Here is a 16,911-nt window from a genome sequence, read left to right as displayed (position 1 = left end):
ATTCTTGACCAGGGTTCTAATGCGGAGATGGTTAAAAGCATAGTAGATCACCAGAATGAACTTGCAGTTATCCGCTACAGCCCCAATAATAGCAAGCTTAAAACCAAGGTCTTGTGGCAGCATGATATTATCCTCGTTGCTTCACCGAAGAGTGTCCATTGGCCGGGTTCTGAAATCTCTGTCATGCAATTATCTAAGATTCCATTGGTTATCAAACGTGAAGGGTCTGCAGCCAGAGAAGTGGTTCTTGAGTATCTGCGGAAATTCAAAGTAACTCCGTTGATTGCGGCGGAATCGGCAAGCACTGCTCTTCTTAAGGAATTCGTACGGCAGGACAACGGTATAGGCTTCATACAGCGAGGCGCTGTAGATGAGGAATTGAAAGACGGGACGCTGAGATTGATCCAGATTATTGAAGGATTTCCCGTCATTGAGGATGGGATTGCCTATGCGAACCGCAGGGAACTCTCGTCTGCGGCATGGGCCTTTCTTAGGCTCATTGATACATCCTGGCCGTTTAAGTCATAGTTGAAATAAAGCTTATTTTATTAAATTCACGGTAATTGAAGTGGAGAGGAACCGACGAGAAGAACTGCGTGCTACATAGTTTATTGCAACCGACTGGCTGTCGGGCTTATATCCCTGCCTTATACTATACATTTTTTTTGTTTAATCTGGTCGAATGGGGTTTAGTGATTAAGGGGCTATCTACCTTCACTGGCTGGATCATAACATGCTGTATCATGATTATTGGACTTGATACAGAGTTGGACAGGACCTTACCACCACAACCTATTACAGAAAAAAATATTTCTCACCGAAGAACTCACGCTCATAAATATGCACATTTCACTCCGTTATGAACGGGCTGCTCTGAAAAACCAATGCGCCGATTTGTATTTGAAAGGGGGTATACTTCTTGATGAACCAAATTTACTGACTTCAGGAAAAATTTTGAGCTTCAGATAAAAAACCGCGCAGCCTTTGTTTTAGGAAGACATCGATAAAATTCATAATTCTATTCTTTCTAAAAAATGAGAGTGGCAAAATTGTGCCTGATACCATGTTGCCGACCTTTGCCCCGGGAAAGGCCGGTTTGACAAATAATCCTGGGGTTGCTATAAAATTCGGTATTGCATTATTTTATGAGGAGGAAGAATGAACAAGTTTTTTTATCCTGCCAGTATCGTAATATACGGGGTGTCGGATTCACCCGGCAACCTCGCATCCGGGATTCTGGATAACCTGGAGCGCTTTTCATATAAAGGAAATATATACCTTTTGGGAGGCAGAGGCGGCGCCATCAGGGGCAGAGCGATATCGAGGAACCTCAATGAGATTGAGGAAACCCCCGATCTTGCAGTCTTTCTCATTCCCTCAGCAGGCATACCTGAAAGGCTCGATGAATGCGGCAAACGGGGCATCCGTCATGTAGTTATTGAATCAGGCGGTTTTTCCGAATTCGATAAAAGGAAAGAGACCCTTGAGAAAGAGATCCTCCGCATTGCCCGGAAAAGGGATATGAAAATCATGGGTCCGAACTGCCTGGGGACGGTAAATATAGAAAACGGTCTTACGCTTCCCTTTGTGCCCTTCCACCCGGAATTTACCCGCCGCGGCTCTCTGTCCTTAGCATCCCAGAGCGGGGGCATCCTGCACGACATCCTGATGCTTCTTTCCTGTGAAAACATTGGCATCAATAAGCTCATCAGTATGGGAAACAAGCTGATGCTCAATGAGAGCGACTTCCTCGAATACCTTATCTCCGATCCCCACACAGAGTCGATGGCATTCTATCTGGAAGACATCAGAGACGGGAGACGTTTCTGCAACCTTGCGGCGATGACCTCAAAACCGATAGTAGTTCTCAAGGCGAACAGAAAACCTGGCACCGCGGAGATAGCGGGGTTTCACACGTCGGCGCTCGCCGGTGATGAATTTCTCACTGACGCCATTCTGAAGCAGGCCGGTGTCCATATAGCTGAAAACATGCAGGATATGGTGGAAACCCTGAAGATTTTCATGATACCCCCTGTAGAAGGACCAGGACTCGCAGTTATAGCCCGGTCAGGGGGACATGCAGTCCTGTCCGCTGATGCTGTCTACAAGCATGGATTCAGATTGGCGGAGCTGTCGGAAGATCTGTTCCGCATGGTAGAGCAGAAAAAAAAGGTCGATGTCATCAGGAGCACCAACCCTGTTGACCTTGGGGACATATTCGATTTAGACTTCCACGGAAACATACTGGAAAAGGTTCTTCAGGAAGAAGGTGTGGACGCTGTTCTCTTTGTCCATTCCTATGACTTCAGGAGCGACGGTGATGCTACGGCTACCCTCCTCGACAGGATAAACAAAATATCCCGCACTCATGCAAAGCCCGTGGTATTCTGTACGATTTCAGAGAAGGAACAGTGGTTTTTTATGAAGGACAAAGCTGAATTTCCTGTTTTCTCAGAGGCAGACCAGGCATTGAAGGCGCTTGCCGCATCACTCGCTCACCGTCAACGTATCAAAGCAGGCAGTGCTATGGGCTTAAAGACAGGGCAGCGCCTGATAGCGGACATCTCTCGCACATCCGGGAGGACGGCGTTGATGGGCCCTGAGGAATCCTTCTCCCTCTTGCAGTCCTATACCCTGCCTGTGGCTGATTTTGCCTTAGTGAGAAATTTCCTTGACGGCAAAGAAGCCGCTGTCAGACTCGGTTTTCCTCTGGCGCTAAAAACGGCTGCACCAGAAGTGCTGCACAAGACAGAAAGCGCCGGCGTTATTCTCGGATTGAATAGCTATTATGCACTGAAACAGGCCTTCAAGAACTTGAAATCCCCTCAATATCTACTGCAGAAGATGGCCCCCCCAGGATACGAGTTGATCATCGGCAGCAAGGTGGATCCGTCATTTGGCCGGGTCCTGCTCCTCGGGATGGGTGGAATTTTCACCGAGGCGCTGAAGGACGTTGCCGTAAGTCTTATGCCTGTCAACGAAGAAGGTGCAATGGAAATGATCAGGGAGTTAAGAGGTGCTACCCTTCTAAAAGGATACAGAGGCAAACCGGCATCCGACCTTACTGCTTTGGCGCAATCCATGGTAAAGATCTCGCTCATGCTCATGGAACATCCGGAGATCATAAATCTCGACATAAATCCTCTCATTCTCTTCGAGGAAGGAGCGGGTTGTGTTATCGTAGACGCTAAGATAGAAATAGGGGAATAACAACGTAACCCGGTAAAAGCTGAAGTACAGGAATTATAAACGGCCTTTTATGATAGCCCCAAAATCAAGTACCAGTCTTAGATAGAGAGAAAATGCCATCATGCACGCAAGGAAGAGGAGGATTACCCAGTCTTTGTATGTCATCCGGGGTTCGTGATAGAAAGTACGTCGTGATTCCGGGCTGAATCCGCGGGACTCAAGCGCTATGGTAAGGAAATTGGTGTAGCGGATTGAGGTGATAAACATGGGAATTGCTAAGGGAATCAATTTTTTGAAGCGCCTGAAGATATTTTTTGATTCAAGGTCGAGCCCTCTTGATACCTGTGCCTGAACAATTGTTGCGCCGGCTCCGGTAAAGGTGGGCACAAGACGCAGTGCTGTAGAAAGGGCAAAAGCCACCGCATAAGGGAGCTTCATTTTGATAAGCCCGCTGGTGATATCCTCATTTTTTGTAGTAACAAGGAGGATGAGGCCTGCAATAATGAATGTAACAAGTCGAAGTCCCATGGCGATGCCGTAAAGCAGTGATTCCCGGCTTACACGGAGAAGCTTCCATGCAAAAATCGTTGTCGTTCCCGGTACAAAAAAGGGCCAGAGCAAAACACTGAAGAGTATGAGAAGAAGAAGGATGTATCGCAAGGCCCATATTGCAGACATGGCCTTGCCGCTTAAGGCAATCGCCAGAACTCCTGCGATTACGAAAACCACATACAGGGGATGGTTGAAGGTGAGGGCAATGATAAAGAGAAAAATGACCCCGATGAGTTTTGTTCGTGGATCGAGATGATGAAGCCAGGTATTTTTGTTACGATAGATGGATATATTCATGAGATTAATTCCTGAATCAGACCCTGGAGCGTAAGGGCCCCGGCTCCCAGGTAGTTGCTCAGACGCACCAGCGGCGATGGTGATAGAGATGCCTCTGCCAGCACCCCTTCGTCGGCAAAGACCCTTCGCGTTTTTCCATCGGCGATTATACGTCCGTTCCCCATAATGACAGTTCGTGTTGCATAGGATTCTGCTATCCACATTGCATGGGTGATGATGATAATCGTATGGCCCCGGAGGTTTATCTCTTTAAGCATCTCCATGGTTTCCCTTTGAAAGGCATAATCCAGTCCTGTTGTCGGCTCGTCGAGAATAATAACTTCAGGCTTTACGGACAGTACGGATGCCACAGCCACCCGTTGCCGCTCCCCTTTTGTAAGGAGAAAGGGTGATCTATCTTCGTATCCTGTGAGACCTGTTATTGCCAGGGCTTCCTCAACCCGTTGGTCCACCGTTTCCGGGCTTTCGCCGAGAGTCCTGAGGCCGAATGCCACTTCCTCTTTCACGGTGTTTGCAAAAATCTGATGATCGGGATTTTGAAAGACATAGCCAACGGTCCGGGCAAGGTCGCGACGATTTATTGCCTCCGTAGGCTTTCCTTTCACAAACATCTTCCCTGAAGTCGGTTTGAAAATTCCATTGAAGTGCTTCGCCAGCGTTGTCTTGCCTGACCCGTTCTGACCGAGGATTGCTACAAATTCCCCCTCGCTGACCTTGAAATTAATATTCTCCAATGCCTTTGTGCCTGCTGCAGGGTAACGGAAACAGAGGTCTTTTGCTTCCAGAACTGCTCCGTTGCCTTTCGGCGTCACAGGTGTAGAAAATAAATGCTTTCCTTTCGGTATGGCAAGACGTTTCTCTTCGATGAGGGAGATGGCTTCATCACCTGTCAGCGGTGTGCCGGGCCATTTCATGGCGTGAAAAAGCGCTACGGTAGGCAACACCATAACTCCGCACGATTCAAGAAGGGCGATGTCGGTGAGAATCCTGCCGGGCCTGTCAACGGCTACTAATTCCCCATCTTTCAGGAGCCAGATCCAATCGGCATGGATCACATTTTCCGGCTCGTTATCAGCGACGATCAATGTTCTGACCTGAGCGCTGAGGCGACGGGAGAGCTCCAGGATGTGTTGTCGCCCTAATGGATCAAGATCGGTAGTGGGCTCATCCATGACAAGTACCGGAGATTCCATGGCGAGGACTGAAGCGATGGCAAGGCGTTGTTTCTGGCCGCCGGAAAGGTTGGAAGAATCGCGGCTGCGCAATACATCCATGCCGGTGAAGGCAAGATATTTCGTAATTCTCCGACCGATTTCTTCACGACTCAACCCGAGATTTTCAGGGCCGAAGGCCACTTCAAGCTCCACATTGGTAGAAAAGAGCTGTGTTTCAAAGTCCTGCAAAACGAGGCCTACTGTCCTGGACATCTCGGCAATACCGGACCGGTAAGCCTCCCTGCCCATGACATTTACTATACCGGAGTAGTCTCCACGGAAAAAACGGGGTACAAGACCGTTCAAAGTATAACAAAGCGTAGACTTTCCCGCCCCGCCACGACCCAGGATGGCAACAAAATCGCCTTCAATCATATCGCCGGAGAGGTCTCTCAGTGCCTTTTTAGTGCTGTTGCCATAAGTAAAGGAAATGTTCCTGATTGAAACAGAAGCTTTCATAGTTGGTCAGAGGATAAGACTTCCTGTGATTATTATGGCCGTCGATATCCATCCGGCAGTAATCGATGGGATACCCGGAATAAGTCCACCGAAAAGGCCGAAAATGACCCCTGCAGTAATCAGCCAGACTGCTACAGGTCGGAGAAATCCCTTTTTTATCTCCCCGACCTCCATAATATCCGTCCAGAGAAGCCCTAATTGTTTTACGGCAACATCGTAGACGGCGATGAGAAGAATCACGCCGACAAGGCTGCCAACGGTATCATTAAGGGTGATAATCTTGGAAAGCACCGCATATGGTACGATCCCGAGGCTGTCCACTATAACGCTGATTACTACGGCACAGGCTGCGCTGGAGACTATGGTGATTATTATGTAGCTCGCCCAGCTTCGCCAGCTCCTCCTGTCCCAACAATATGTCTTTTCCGAAAAAGGGACCAAATGTATCCACATAGTATAGGGGAGATAGCCGAGGAGAAAATTGCCTGCCATACCTGCGATGGATGAAGGTCCCAGAGTGCCTCCAAAGATGTCCCCGATGAGGTTGCCAAACCCAAGCCCCCAGGCACCTGCAGGGCCAAAAAGGATGCCGAAAATCATGGGAAAAATGCCTGCAACCCTAACCTCCGTTATACCGGGAATAAGGGGAATAGCAGTCTTGAAGACGATAAGCGTTGCAGCGTAAATTGCAGCACACACTGCAGTGAGAACTATCATCCGGGTATTTTTCCACATCTGTAGAGCGTAACGCATAGAGCTGTTTTTCCTCTGGTCAGGCTAATCGGGTATGGTTTTCAAAAAACCCATTGGAGTATACGACAGCTCACCCTCTTTGTCAATGTGCAGAAAGATGTAAAACATCTGTTCTAAAACGGATTTGAACAGTTATTCCAATTCTAAATCAAGGCGCTATCTTCGTTGGCTTTGTCATCTGCTCCTCCGACGTACTATTACCGTACGCCTACGTCGCCTCTTCCTTGCCGCCTTGATTTCATCCTTGATTTAGAATTGGAATTAGTTGTCAAGGATAAAGATTTGAGCCCGGTTCCCCCTCAACATTGCCCAGCTTCCCATCGAAAGCTTCTATTGGGATGGCATGCAGAGGATTGTTTTGAGAAAGATAAGTCTTTGTTTATATTAAAATCTTGTCCGAATCTGATTGCATACAGGACTGACACATAATATAATTCGAGAACCATGTTAAGCACTTTTGGAGGTATCGTCATGAATACTGTTGCGGAACAGGAAATAATGGAACGGGGTATGAAAGCGGTGGACGAAAAAATCGAAGAAGGCCCGGTATATATTATTAAGGACAATAAGCCGCAATATGTAATTCTTTCTGAAAAGCTTTACAGCGAACTCATTGAAGAGCTAAGTGCCGCATATGCTGCACGAGTCAGCGCTTCACTGAAGGATGTGAATGCCAAACGCATACATACATTAAAAAACGCAGAAGAGTTGCTCAGGGCACTTGAAAAGGAAGACTGACCATGTATGTTATTCAGTCAACAGATCAGTTTCTTCGACCCTTTCAACCGGCGCTTCAATTGCATCCCCTTACCGGGAAACTCGAAGGTCTCCGAGGCGGCGGTGACGCAGTTCCGGAAGGCCGCAGCCGGGAATAGAATCTAATTGCTTTTGATTTGAGTTTGGGAGAAAATGGAGAGAAACAGGGGAATAATAATGAACTCCGGCCTTATTACACCATCAGGAAAAACGCTTGTGTATCCGATGATCGGCCATCCGGTAATACAGGTGAAATCGCCGACAACATTCAACCGGTACTTCAGGGAAAAGCAGATGGACCGGATAATGATCGCCATTGATGTTCCACCGGAACACGTTGACCATTTCTTCTCCCTACTTCGGGGTTGGCGGAATTGCCCCGGCTGTGTGGTCACTATACCGCACAAACAGGAAGCCGCGCGGCATGTAGACGAACTCTCGGACCGTGCCCGAGATCTGGAGGCGGTCAACGTCATCAGAAGGACAGAACAGGGACGACTCATAGGGGATATGGTCGACGGTTTGGGCTTCATCGAGGCATTGCGTTTTCACGGTTTCGAGGCAAAGGGCAGGCGCGTGGCAGTCTTTGGTGCAGGCGGTGCAGGAGGCGCCATAGCATATGCGGTCGCTCACGCCGAAGCGGCAGAGCTTGTGGTCATCGACACGGATATGGACAGGCAGAAGCATCTTCTGGATCTGCTCGCATTGCGATGCCCCTCGGTAGCGCTATCTCACCGGCTTGATTCGCTCGCCGGGGTTGACCTTGCGGTAAATGCAACGCCTCTCGGCATGAACGGCGATCCGCACACGCCATTCCCTCTTGACAGTCTTGATGCTCACACATTTGTCGCTGATGTGGTGACCGAACCTGATATTACTCCCTGGCTTGCAGGCGCAAAGGCTCGCGGCTGCTCCATACAGACAGGGTACGAAATGACCATTGGCCAGTTTATCATTATGGGCCGTCACATGGGTATCGAATTTGAGGAGACACCGGGCAATACCGGGCAGGGATCATAGCAGGAACTATTGGCCGCGGTAGCAGCACTGTCCTGGCTTTGCGGCGATTTGAGAATTTGCTAAAACTGTTTTAGCAAATTACCCGAAGAGGTCTTCGGGATGGCGGGATGTGCGCCGGACTCTCCTCTGTTGGAATTCAAAATTCAAGGGCAAACCCTTTTACTTTCCACTCAATGCATGATTATTGGTTGAGATGTTTAATGAATAAATCTATAATGTTGTATTGTAGCGGTAAAACAAGGAGGGGGCTTATGAAGATCGATAAAGCTGTAAAGGCTAATCTGCTCAATACGATTGCAGGATCTGTCCGGACTAAAACTCCGAAGGAAAAAGCGTCAGCGTCAAAACAGAATGTAGATGCATCCGACAAGGTAGAGCTGTCGGGCAGAAACAGGGATATAGCTAAACTTATCGCAAAGGCTAACTCAGCGCCTTCAATAAGACAGGATAAAGTGGATAGCATAAAGAAGGCGATACAAAACGGTACCTATAATGTAAAAGGCGATCTGGTAGCAAAGGCTATACTCAAGGACAACCTTCTGGATGAGATACTCTGATCCCCTGCTTCATCATTCACGGCCGCACAAAGGCCCTGCTTGCAATATTTGGTATTTTCTGTTAATCCATCTTATAATGTATCTGTAGTATTTTGTTAAGTGCCAAAACATAAAACTATTTATTAAAAAGGTTAGCATGAGCCATCTTTTAGCCGTGATTGAGCCTGTAGAGATATGGGATCATTTTTATAATCTAACCCAAATTCCCCACCCTTCCGGCAGTGATGTTGATGGGCTTGTGGAAACATCCTCTAACGTGGCAACAGTGCGTACTTCGCATACCGAATTGACCGTAAACGTTTCTCAGCGAAGTTCGGTGGATTCATCACTGGATGCAATTATCAGCAAATATAAGGCTGTAGCTGATCTCTCAGGCGCCAGGTTAAGCAATATAGCCACAAATTATGGTTGGAAGCCGGATATGAAATCGCAACTTCTGGCTATTTGCAGAGATGCCTAATGGCAGATATATGGCGAAGCACCCAAAGTAACAGGTATGCATGGTATGCTTGAATGCGGGTTTATAAAGGCAAAATATCCCGATATGGATGTCATCTCAATAGGCCCTACCATACTGGATGCCCATGCACCCACCAAGGCAGATTTTGTTCCGGGGATTGATTCCGACACCACAGGGGAGCGCACCGACATTGCACGGATGCCCGGTTTTTGGAAATTTGTCAAAACCATTCTTGAGAGGTTGGCTGAATCGGAGGCGACAAGAACCTCAATTATACGGGAGGCTTAATGACAGATGCTTCATACAGGGTTGGACCATTTCAGCCCATTGATGCTGAAAAAGTATCGCGTCTTTTTGTTGATGTGTATGGCGATGCATACCCGATCAAAACGGTTTATCACCCGGAGATGCTCATCGCTGCCTTTGAGGGAGGTAATTATTTTCCATTTGTTGTCCGTGCGGATTTCAATCGCATTGTCGCATATGGAGCCCTCTATCGTTCAACGCCATACAAAGGCATATATGAATTCGGCCAGGGGGTGGTCTTATCTGGCGTCCGCGGAGGCGGTATCGGGAGGCTTCTCTTTGAATTCGTTGCAGAATACATACAGACTTTGCCCGAATCTGAAGCATACTTTGGAGAGGCGGTATGTAACCACACCCACACACAGAAGGCCGGGGCAATGATAAAGACTATTGAAACAGGCATTGAGATAGACCTCATGCCCGGTGAAATCTATAAAAAAGACCCTACCGTAACCGGAAGGGTAGCTGCCCTCGATATGTTCAGGTCCTTTGTCCCGAAACCACATAACGTCCATGTGCCGGAAGTCTATGAAGACATAATCCGTTATATTTACAATGGTTTTGACGATAGTCGCTCAATTATTGTATCGGCAGAGAATCTGTCTTCAGATGAGCCAACGGAAATGTCAACCAGGGTGTTCGAATTTGCAGGCGTTGCGCGTATTGCCGTTACTATAGCAGGATCAGACTTTGAAGAGGTGTTTGCCATACAAGAACAGGACCTTTTGAACCAAAAGATAAAGGTCATACAGGTATGGCTGAAATCTTCATGGCCCTGGATTGGGGAGGCTGCCGGGATATTGAGAAAAAATGGCTATTTCTTCAGCGGCGCTTTCCCGCGGTGGTTTGACGTGGATGGCCTTATGCTGCAGAAGGTGCCGGCGCAGCCTAACTGGGAGGGAATCCACCTGTACTCGGACAGAGCGGAAAAAATCTATAGCTTTATCCATGACGATTGGGACAACGTCCGGAAAAACAAGATAATATAAGGAACAGGGGGCAATGCGTAATGAATGGTATTAATGAACCTCTCCACGGTATTAAAGCAGTAAATCTGTCGCTCAACTTGCCTGGTCCGGCTGCAGCGTTAAAACTCAGCCAATTAGGGGCCTCGGTCACAAAGATTGAACCTCCTGACGGAGACCCTTTCAGGGAATACTGTCCTTCCTGGTACGAAGCCCTGTGCATAAAGCAAACGGTTTTACGTCTCGACCTCAAAACTGCAAAAGGGCATGATGAGATGGAACATTTGTTAAAAGAAAGCGACCTGCTTCTTACCTCCTTCCGGCCTTCAGCCCTTGAAAAACTTGGATTGGGGTGGAAAGAACTTCATTCCCGATATCCCAGGCTATGTCAGGTTGCGATAGTGGGGTATCCTTCACCCAACCACAACAAAGCCGGTCACGATTTAACTTATCAGGCTGTGCTCGGGCTTTTGTCTCCGCCACATTTTCCGCGCACGTTTCTGGCTGACCTTGCGGGTGCAGAAAGGGCGGTGAGCAGCGCATTGGGGCTTCTTTATTCACGCGAACGAGATAATGACGCCGGATATATTGAGGTCGCCCTGTCTGAATGCGCTGAATATTTTACTGAACCACTCCGATACGGATTGACTGTACCGGGAGGGATGTTCGGAGGTGGACTGTCCCGATACAATATTTATGAAACACGGCAAGGGTGGATTGCAGTTGCGGCACTGGAACCCCATTTCTGGGAAAGACTGACAGGAGAACTTGGTTTTCGCCAATCCGATGCGGACTATACGCAATTGCAAGAGATATTTCTTACAAAAAATGCTGCTGAATGGGAGGCATGGGCTGCATCGTTTGATCTACCCATTGTGGCAGTAAGATAACTCTTTCACAAAACAGAAATTTGTCACATCGGAACAGGCGGCAGCACTGTCCTGGTTTTGCGGCTGATTTTAGATTTTCCGAAACAGTTTCGGAAAAATTATTGGAAAAGATCTTTGGGATGGTGGGATGTGCCTGATTACGAAAATATTTGTATTCTCTTCTCTCTTATTTATGTCCGGACAAGGGCATGTTCGGGGAAGCGCATCTGCGCGCTCTGCGGAATATGTCAATGAAATTGTGCCTTACAAGGACAGGGTGAATTTCCTGATCGCTGTTAAGCCATTTGACCATCTCAGTTGCCACAACCAATTCCGCAGGCACACCAAATTTGTCGGACCATGTATCAATAAAAGCACCGAATTTCTGCCACACCCTTCGTACAGTAACAGGCTCACCCCCCGATGTCTCCGGGTTATTATCCCCTATGACAAGGCCCTTCTCCGTTAAACACCAAACAACACTGTTCTTATAGCTGTGGGGTTTTTTAAGCTCATCAATAACAGGTTTTATTTTATCAAGTATTGGCTCAACCTTTAATTCACGAAAAAGCATGCTCCATGTTAAAGGGCCTATAACACCGTCAGCATCAAGGCCGGCTGACTGCTGAAATGCACGCACTGCTGCATCGGCGCGTATGCTGAATATCCCCGTCAGCAGGTCCCACCATGGTGAATCCAGCCTTAACAAGCTGCGCCTGGATTGCTGTTACATCGCTACCGCAGATAGACGGAATCTGATATTTTAGAGTTCGTGTATACTGCATAATTAACCTCCTTTTTTATTTCAGTACATTCCCCATATTATTAAGACTGTCTCGAATTGTCGGTTTACTTATATGACCCTTAACCCCCCCATTTGTTTCATTAATTTTCCTTTAATATGGTTATTTATTCAAGCAAAAAAAAATCGGATAAATCATAAAATTGCATGTTGCGTAATGCTCTCAAGTTGATAAAACATATTTTATTATGTATATTTCTTATCGAAGGTCCATTATGAAAAAATATGATTTTTTTAAAATAACCATTCCCAATGACTCTTCTTATCTTCCTGTTGCGCAGGTATCCGTTAAAGAAGTTGCAAAAAAGTTCGGATTTACCGGCAAAGACTTATATAAGATTGACCTCGGCCTCGAAGAAGCTTTTATGAACGTTGTCGATCATGCTTTTGAGGCTGGCGAAAGCAACACCTTTGACATTATCTGCGAACACCTGCCTTTGGGCATAAAGATTATTTTGAAAGAAAAAGGTATACCTTTTGATCCAAAAAGTCTTCCTTCATACAATCCGGGAAAAAACCTTGATGAGGCCGGTTCAGTGGGGCTCGGCACGCATCTTATGAAAGAAATAATGGATGAGGTTTCATTCCACAACCTGGGGCCTGAAGGCAAGGAGATACATCTTGTCAAATATTTGCAAAGCAGGAATATAAAGAACTACTTTGAAGCTTCGGAGCTTGCTCCACACCTGGAAGAGGAGATAAGACCTTCTATTATTACGGAAAAGATCGATTTCATTATCAGACGGATGCAACCAAATGAGGCAATAGAAATATCCAAGGGTGCTTATAAATCCCATGGGTACACGTTTTTTGATGAACACATTTATTATCCGGACCAGATAGTAGAGCTTAATAATTCCGGCGAGATGGTTTCAGTGGTTGCTGTTACACCGGAAAACATTTTCATGGGTCATGCCGCTCTCCACTATCCGAGCCCTGGGTCTCAAATTGCAGAGCTGACCTTCATCTTTGTTAACCCGGAATACAGGAGTCAGGGGTGCATGGGCAGGATGCTGGAGCTTCTGTTTGAAACACAAAAGGGGTATGAACTTTACGGAGTATATGCCTTTGCAGTGTCAAACCACATATTTTCACAGAAAACGATGCTCAAGTATGGTCTCAACGATTGCGGTATCGAGTTGGCAACAAGTCCTGCAACATGGATGTTCAAAGGGATTGCCGGAGATGAGTCGCAAAGAATGAGCGTAGTGCTGAGCTTCAAATACCTTAAAGAACCGGCGCCACTCACTCTGTACCCGCCGGCCAAACACAGGACAATGATAGAGAAGTTATACAAAAATATTGGTTCCAAAAACATTTTTACTGTTCCCGACGAAGTTGAAGCTAAATATAAAGAAGATAAATCTGTAATTGAAACAAGGGTATATGCCTCTGAAGGCAATGCGGAGATTCTTATAAAAGCATATGGCTCCAATGTGATCAAAGAAGTAAAAGGCATATTCCGTGAACTTTGCGTAGAACACATAGCTGCCATAAATCTGTTTCTGAATTTGGAAGATCCTCTGACATACTTTATGAATTCAGAATTTGAGAAGATGGACTTTTTCTTTTCCGGTATAATGCCTATGGCAAGTTTCGGAGATGCATTGATTCTACAATATCTCAACAACACTGCTATCGATTATGATAAGGTGATTGCCCATTCTGAAATGGCCAAAGAAATCCTTAGCTACATCAAAGCAAACGATCCCTATTCTTCACTGATTAAATATTAATACAGGCCAAAGATGCCGTGCTCTGGAGTTGCGGATTGTTCATGTTAATTTCTTCAAAGCCACATTCGCCGCAATCAGAATAGGGTCCCATACCGTGGCAAAGGGAGGGGCATAACCAAGATCCAGTCTTGCCACATCTTCTATGGTCATCTTTCCGTAGAGACAGGCAGCAAGAACGTCTATCCTGTGCGCTACGCCCTCCTCGCCGACCATCTGAGCCCCCAGGAGCCTTCCTGAGTCCCGGTCAACCACAAAGGATACGGTTATCGGCTTTCCTGAAGGATAGGCGCTGCTTCTGGACCTCCCTTTGATTGTGGAGGTAAAATAATTATAGCCTTCGCGTTCCGCTTCTAAGGGGGACAGTCCTGTACGGGCCACTTCCAGGTCAAAGACCTTGGTAACAGCAGTTCCCACTATACCATCAAAAACATTTTTCTTGCCTGCTGCATTTTCACCGGCAATGCGCCCCTCTTTGTTTGCAGTAGTGCCGAGGGGGATATAGGCCTTCTTCCCTGTTACCATATGCATTGCCTCTGCACAATCACCGGCAGCATATATATCAGGCATATTCGTTCTCAGGTATTCATCCACCCTGATTGCACCATTTACGCCAAGTTCTATGCCGGCATCCTTTGCAAGCTGAGTATTCGGGCGGGCGCCTATAACGAGAAGCACTATGTCTGCATCAAATTCACCCTTATCTGTCAATACCTTTGTAACAGACCCGTCTTTGCCTGTAAACCCTTCCACGGAAGTCCCTTTAAAAAGTTTAACCCCTTCTGTAACTATCTTTTCTTCCACAATATTGGTAATGCTCGTATCCATGTTCCCCAGAACCCTATCCATCTTTTCAATAACGGTTACATCAAGTCCTCGTTTGTGGAGAGATTCACACATCTCCATGCCGATGTAACCGCCTCCTACGATGATTGCCTTCATTTGTCTTTTTCCGGCACCGAATTGATTAATGTAGAGGCACTCAGGAGAACCGACGCAGACATGGAAAGAACCCCATTCATCGATGTATTTCTTTATCTCAATACCATCGAGGAGTGTCCGTATTGTGTAGACATGCTGGAGGTCAACACCGGGGAATGGCGGTTTAATGGGAAGCCCTCCGGTGGCAATCACGAGCCTGTCGTAGGCAAACCCTGCTTCCTCTTCTTTGTCCAGGTTTTTCACGCGCACCTTATGCGTACCCGTATCGATGCCGAGAACCTCGTGGCGGGTAAGTACCCGGATGCCCCGCTCTAACGTAGCCACATCAGGTGTAAGTGAGATAAGCTGATTAAAATCCTTAACATCGTCAGATATATAGTAGGGGAGACTGCAGGATCCATAAGAGATAAAATAATCCTTTTCAAGGACCACTACCTCTGCTTCGGGCTTGATTCTTTTATAGCTGCTTGCAGCGCTCATGCCCGCTGCCACACCACCGATAACGACTAACCTTTCCTGCCCCATCGATTTGGCTCCCTTCTAATATTATTAATAAATTTATGTACCGTCCTCTTATGCACAGCATATAAATTATAAATATCTCCGTTGCAAAAGATTGCTATGACGAAAATATCTTGCCTGGATTCAATATGTTATTGGGATCAAAGAGCTTTTTTATATCTTTCATGGTAGCAATCGTCTCAGGAGAAAGCTCCATCCCAATATAAGGCGCCTTGGAAATACCTATCCCGTGTTCACCCGATAGTGTGCCGCCAAGTTTGATTGTTTCTGCAAATATCTCTTTTACCGCCTCTTCTGCCTTTTCCCTGTCTTCTGCCGTATCCTGAATCATGATGCTCACGTGAAAATTGCCATCACCGGCATGTCCGAAGCTTAAGATAGGTATGCCGTATTTTTTCTCCATCTCCTCAAGGGCACGTATGAGAACCGGGATTTTCGATCTGGGCACCACTACATCTTCTGCTATTTTTACAGGGTTCAGATTATATGTTGCCTGTGAAAGGGTACGTCTTGCCAGCCAAAGTTTATCCGCCTCTATAGGATCCTGTGTCACAGTGCATTGAATTGCTTTATTTTCAAGGACAATCTTTTTCACCTTCTCTGCCTGGGACCGGATAGCCTCTTCATTTCCATCAACCTCTATGAGCAGCAATCCCCCTATACCCTCCGGAAGCCCCATAGGGTTAGCCTGTTCGCTGCATTTTATCGATGCCCTATCCAGAAACTCAATTGTTGAAGGAACAATCCGTGCTGCAATTATTGCCGAAACTGTTTCGGCAGCATCCTCAACCTCTTGAAAAAGGGCTAAAATAGTGGCCTTAGCCTCAGGAAGCGGGATAAGCTTTAAGATGATCTTTGTAATCACACCAAGCGTACCTTCACTGCCTACAAAGAGTCGGGTAAGATCATACCCTACTACACCTTTCATTGTTTTAACGCCGGTTTGTATAATCTCACCGGTAGGTTTTACAACTTCGAGACCAAGGACATAATCCCTTGTAACACCATATTTTAAAGAATTAGGCCCGCCTGCACATTCCGCTGCATTACCTCCTATACTGGAATACTTATAAGATGCCGGGTCAGGTGGATAAAAAAGACCATATTTGGCAACTTCCTCCTGAAGTAAAAACGTGATCGCCCCCGGCTCAACAATGGCAATAAGGTTCTTTGTATCAATTTCAAGAATACTGTTCATCCTTGTAAAGGAAAGTACTATCCCGCCATTGAGCGGTACAGCCCCGCCGGTTAAACCAGAACCCTGTCCCCTGGGGATCACAGGAAAGAGGTATTTATTGGCAAGGATAAGTATCTGCGCTACCTCCCCGGAGGAAGAAGGAAACACAATAAGATCCGGTATTGCCCCATCTGTTCTTGCATCATACGAATAACATCTTCTGTCTTCAATGGAGGTAAGGACATTCTCCTTTCCCACAATCTTTATAATTTCTTCAATAATTTTTCCGTCCATATTCTTCCTCGTATATTAAATATTTGAAACCGTCTTACAAAATC

General features: G+C 46.6%; 17 protein-coding genes. 11 read left to right on the top strand and 6 right to left on the bottom strand.

The window, feature by feature from the left end:
* Positions 1-528 (top strand): LysR family transcriptional regulator substrate-binding protein (locus NT178_12305; protein ID MCX5813308.1); only part of this gene is annotated, 528 nt, incomplete at its 5' end.
* A gap of 630 nt (positions 529-1,158) precedes the next feature.
* A complete protein-coding gene (locus NT178_12300) occupies positions 1,159-3,210 on the top strand; it encodes an acetate--CoA ligase family protein (protein MCX5813307.1) in 2,052 nt (683 codons plus the stop codon).
* Positions 3,211-3,243: 33 nt separating this feature from the next.
* On the opposite strand, the gene NT178_12295 is transcribed toward NT178_12300, so the two are convergent.
* Genes NT178_12295 through NT178_12285 form a run of 3 tightly spaced genes read right to left on the bottom strand, consistent with a single transcriptional unit; the run spans position 3,244 to position 6,464 of the window.
* Positions 3,244-4,038, bottom strand: a complete 795-nt coding sequence (locus NT178_12295) for an energy-coupling factor transporter transmembrane component T (GenBank protein ID MCX5813306.1) — start codon at positions 4,036-4,038, stop codon at positions 3,244-3,246.
* Positions 4,035-5,711 (bottom strand): ABC transporter ATP-binding protein, encoded by a 1,677-nt coding sequence (locus NT178_12290; GenBank protein MCX5813305.1) that lies wholly within the window; start codon positions 5,709-5,711, stop codon positions 4,035-4,037. Before NT178_12290 ends, NT178_12295 begins: the two co-directional genes overlap by 4 nt.
* Positions 5,712-5,717: 6 nt before the next feature.
* Entirely contained in the window at positions 5,718-6,464 is a 747-nt protein-coding gene (locus tag NT178_12285; GenBank protein ID MCX5813304.1) for a QueT transporter family protein, read from the bottom strand.
* A gap of 471 nt (positions 6,465-6,935) precedes the next feature.
* On the opposite strand from NT178_12285, the gene NT178_12280 reads away from it, so the two are divergent.
* The 8 genes from NT178_12280 (at position 6,936) to NT178_12245 (ending at position 11,418) form a co-directional block, all read left to right on the top strand.
* A complete protein-coding gene (locus NT178_12280; GenBank protein MCX5813303.1) occupies positions 6,936-7,202 on the top strand; it encodes a prevent-host-death protein in 267 nt (88 codons plus the stop codon).
* 2 nt (positions 7,203-7,204) lie between these two features.
* Complete coding sequence (locus tag NT178_12275) at positions 7,205-7,339, top strand: hypothetical protein (protein MCX5813302.1); 135 nt, start codon at positions 7,205-7,207, stop codon at positions 7,337-7,339.
* 58 nt (positions 7,340-7,397) lie between these two features.
* Positions 7,398-8,240, top strand: coding sequence for a shikimate dehydrogenase (locus NT178_12270; GenBank protein ID MCX5813301.1), 843 nt, complete (start codon positions 7,398-7,400; stop codon positions 8,238-8,240).
* 251 nt (positions 8,241-8,491) lie between these two features.
* The gene (gene flgM, locus NT178_12265) at positions 8,492-8,797 is read left to right on the top strand and encodes a flagellar biosynthesis anti-sigma factor FlgM (protein MCX5813300.1); all 306 of its coding nucleotides are present in this window, start codon (positions 8,492-8,494) and stop codon (positions 8,795-8,797) included.
* A gap of 136 nt (positions 8,798-8,933) precedes the next feature.
* Positions 8,934-9,257 carry a hypothetical protein gene (locus NT178_12260; protein ID MCX5813299.1) on the top strand — a complete coding sequence of 108 codons (324 nt, stop codon included), beginning with the start codon at positions 8,934-8,936 and terminating at the stop codon, positions 9,255-9,257.
* A gap of 36 nt (positions 9,258-9,293) precedes the next feature.
* Positions 9,294-9,545, top strand: a complete 252-nt coding sequence (locus tag NT178_12255) for a hypothetical protein (GenBank protein ID MCX5813298.1) — start codon at positions 9,294-9,296, stop codon at positions 9,543-9,545.
* Complete coding sequence (locus NT178_12250; protein MCX5813297.1) at positions 9,545-10,552, top strand: GNAT family N-acetyltransferase; 1,008 nt, start codon at positions 9,545-9,547, stop codon at positions 10,550-10,552. The genes NT178_12255 and NT178_12250 overlap by 1 nt, the downstream gene beginning before the upstream one ends.
* Positions 10,553-10,572: 20 nt before the next feature.
* The gene (locus NT178_12245; protein MCX5813296.1) at positions 10,573-11,418 is read left to right on the top strand and encodes a CaiB/BaiF CoA-transferase family protein; all 846 of its coding nucleotides are present in this window, start codon (positions 10,573-10,575) and stop codon (positions 11,416-11,418) included.
* 166 nt (positions 11,419-11,584) lie between these two features.
* On the opposite strand, the gene NT178_12240 is transcribed toward NT178_12245, so the two are convergent.
* Positions 11,585-12,106 carry a peptidoglycan-binding protein gene (locus NT178_12240; GenBank protein MCX5813295.1) on the bottom strand — a complete coding sequence of 174 codons (522 nt, stop codon included), beginning with the start codon at positions 12,104-12,106 and terminating at the stop codon, positions 11,585-11,587.
* A gap of 308 nt (positions 12,107-12,414) precedes the next feature.
* On the opposite strand from NT178_12240, the gene NT178_12235 reads away from it, so the two are divergent.
* Complete coding sequence (locus NT178_12235) at positions 12,415-13,935, top strand: ATP-binding protein (GenBank protein MCX5813294.1); 1,521 nt, start codon at positions 12,415-12,417, stop codon at positions 13,933-13,935.
* Positions 13,936-13,974: 39 nt separating this feature from the next.
* On the opposite strand, the gene NT178_12230 is transcribed toward NT178_12235, so the two are convergent.
* Together NT178_12230 and NT178_12225 are read right to left on the bottom strand one after the other, a co-directional pair.
* Positions 13,975-15,399: an FAD-dependent oxidoreductase gene (locus NT178_12230; protein MCX5813293.1), complete on the bottom strand. Its 1,425-nt coding sequence runs from the start codon at positions 15,397-15,399 to the stop codon at positions 13,975-13,977.
* A 94-nt stretch (positions 15,400-15,493) separates the two neighbouring features.
* Positions 15,494-16,867 (bottom strand): FAD-binding protein, encoded by a 1,374-nt coding sequence (locus NT178_12225; GenBank protein MCX5813292.1) that lies wholly within the window; start codon positions 16,865-16,867, stop codon positions 15,494-15,496.
* Positions 16,868-16,911: the final 44 nt, after the last annotated feature.

Source organism: Pseudomonadota bacterium (assembly GCA_026388255.1).
Taxonomy (GTDB): Bacteria; Desulfobacterota; Syntrophorhabdia; order Syntrophorhabdales; family Syntrophorhabdaceae; genus JAPLKB01.
Note: the sequence above shows the minus strand (reverse complement) of the source record. Positions and strands in the feature narration are given on the sequence as shown.

Bases quoted from the DNA above. Each gene is read 5' to 3' on its own strand.
- NT178_12300 (MCX5813307.1), top strand. From the start codon at position 1,159: ATGAACAAGTTTTTTTATCCTGCCAGTATCGTAATATACGGGGTGTCG.
- NT178_12295 (MCX5813306.1), bottom strand. From the start codon at position 4,038: ATGAATATATCCATCTATCGTAACAAAAATACCTGGCTTCATCATCTC.
- NT178_12290 (MCX5813305.1), bottom strand. From the start codon at position 5,711: ATGAAAGCTTCTGTTTCAATCAGGAACATTTCCTTTACTTATGGCAAC.
- NT178_12285 (MCX5813304.1), bottom strand. From the start codon at position 6,464: ATGCGTTACGCTCTACAGATGTGGAAAAATACCCGGATGATAGTTCTC.
- NT178_12280 (MCX5813303.1), top strand. From the start codon at position 6,936: ATGAATACTGTTGCGGAACAGGAAATAATGGAACGGGGTATGAAAGCG.
- NT178_12275 (MCX5813302.1), top strand. From the start codon at position 7,205: ATGTATGTTATTCAGTCAACAGATCAGTTTCTTCGACCCTTTCAACCG.
- NT178_12270 (MCX5813301.1), top strand. From the start codon at position 7,398: ATGAACTCCGGCCTTATTACACCATCAGGAAAAACGCTTGTGTATCCG.
- flgM (MCX5813300.1), top strand. From the start codon at position 8,492: ATGAAGATCGATAAAGCTGTAAAGGCTAATCTGCTCAATACGATTGCA.
- NT178_12260 (MCX5813299.1), top strand. From the start codon at position 8,934: ATGAGCCATCTTTTAGCCGTGATTGAGCCTGTAGAGATATGGGATCAT.
- NT178_12255 (MCX5813298.1), top strand. From the start codon at position 9,294: ATGCATGGTATGCTTGAATGCGGGTTTATAAAGGCAAAATATCCCGAT.
- NT178_12250 (MCX5813297.1), top strand. From the start codon at position 9,545: ATGACAGATGCTTCATACAGGGTTGGACCATTTCAGCCCATTGATGCT.
- NT178_12245 (MCX5813296.1), top strand. From the start codon at position 10,573: ATGAATGGTATTAATGAACCTCTCCACGGTATTAAAGCAGTAAATCTG.
- NT178_12235 (MCX5813294.1), top strand. From the start codon at position 12,415: ATGAAAAAATATGATTTTTTTAAAATAACCATTCCCAATGACTCTTCT.
- NT178_12230 (MCX5813293.1), bottom strand. From the start codon at position 15,399: ATGGGGCAGGAAAGGTTAGTCGTTATCGGTGGTGTGGCAGCGGGCATG.
- NT178_12225 (MCX5813292.1), bottom strand. From the start codon at position 16,867: ATGGACGGAAAAATTATTGAAGAAATTATAAAGATTGTGGGAAAGGAG.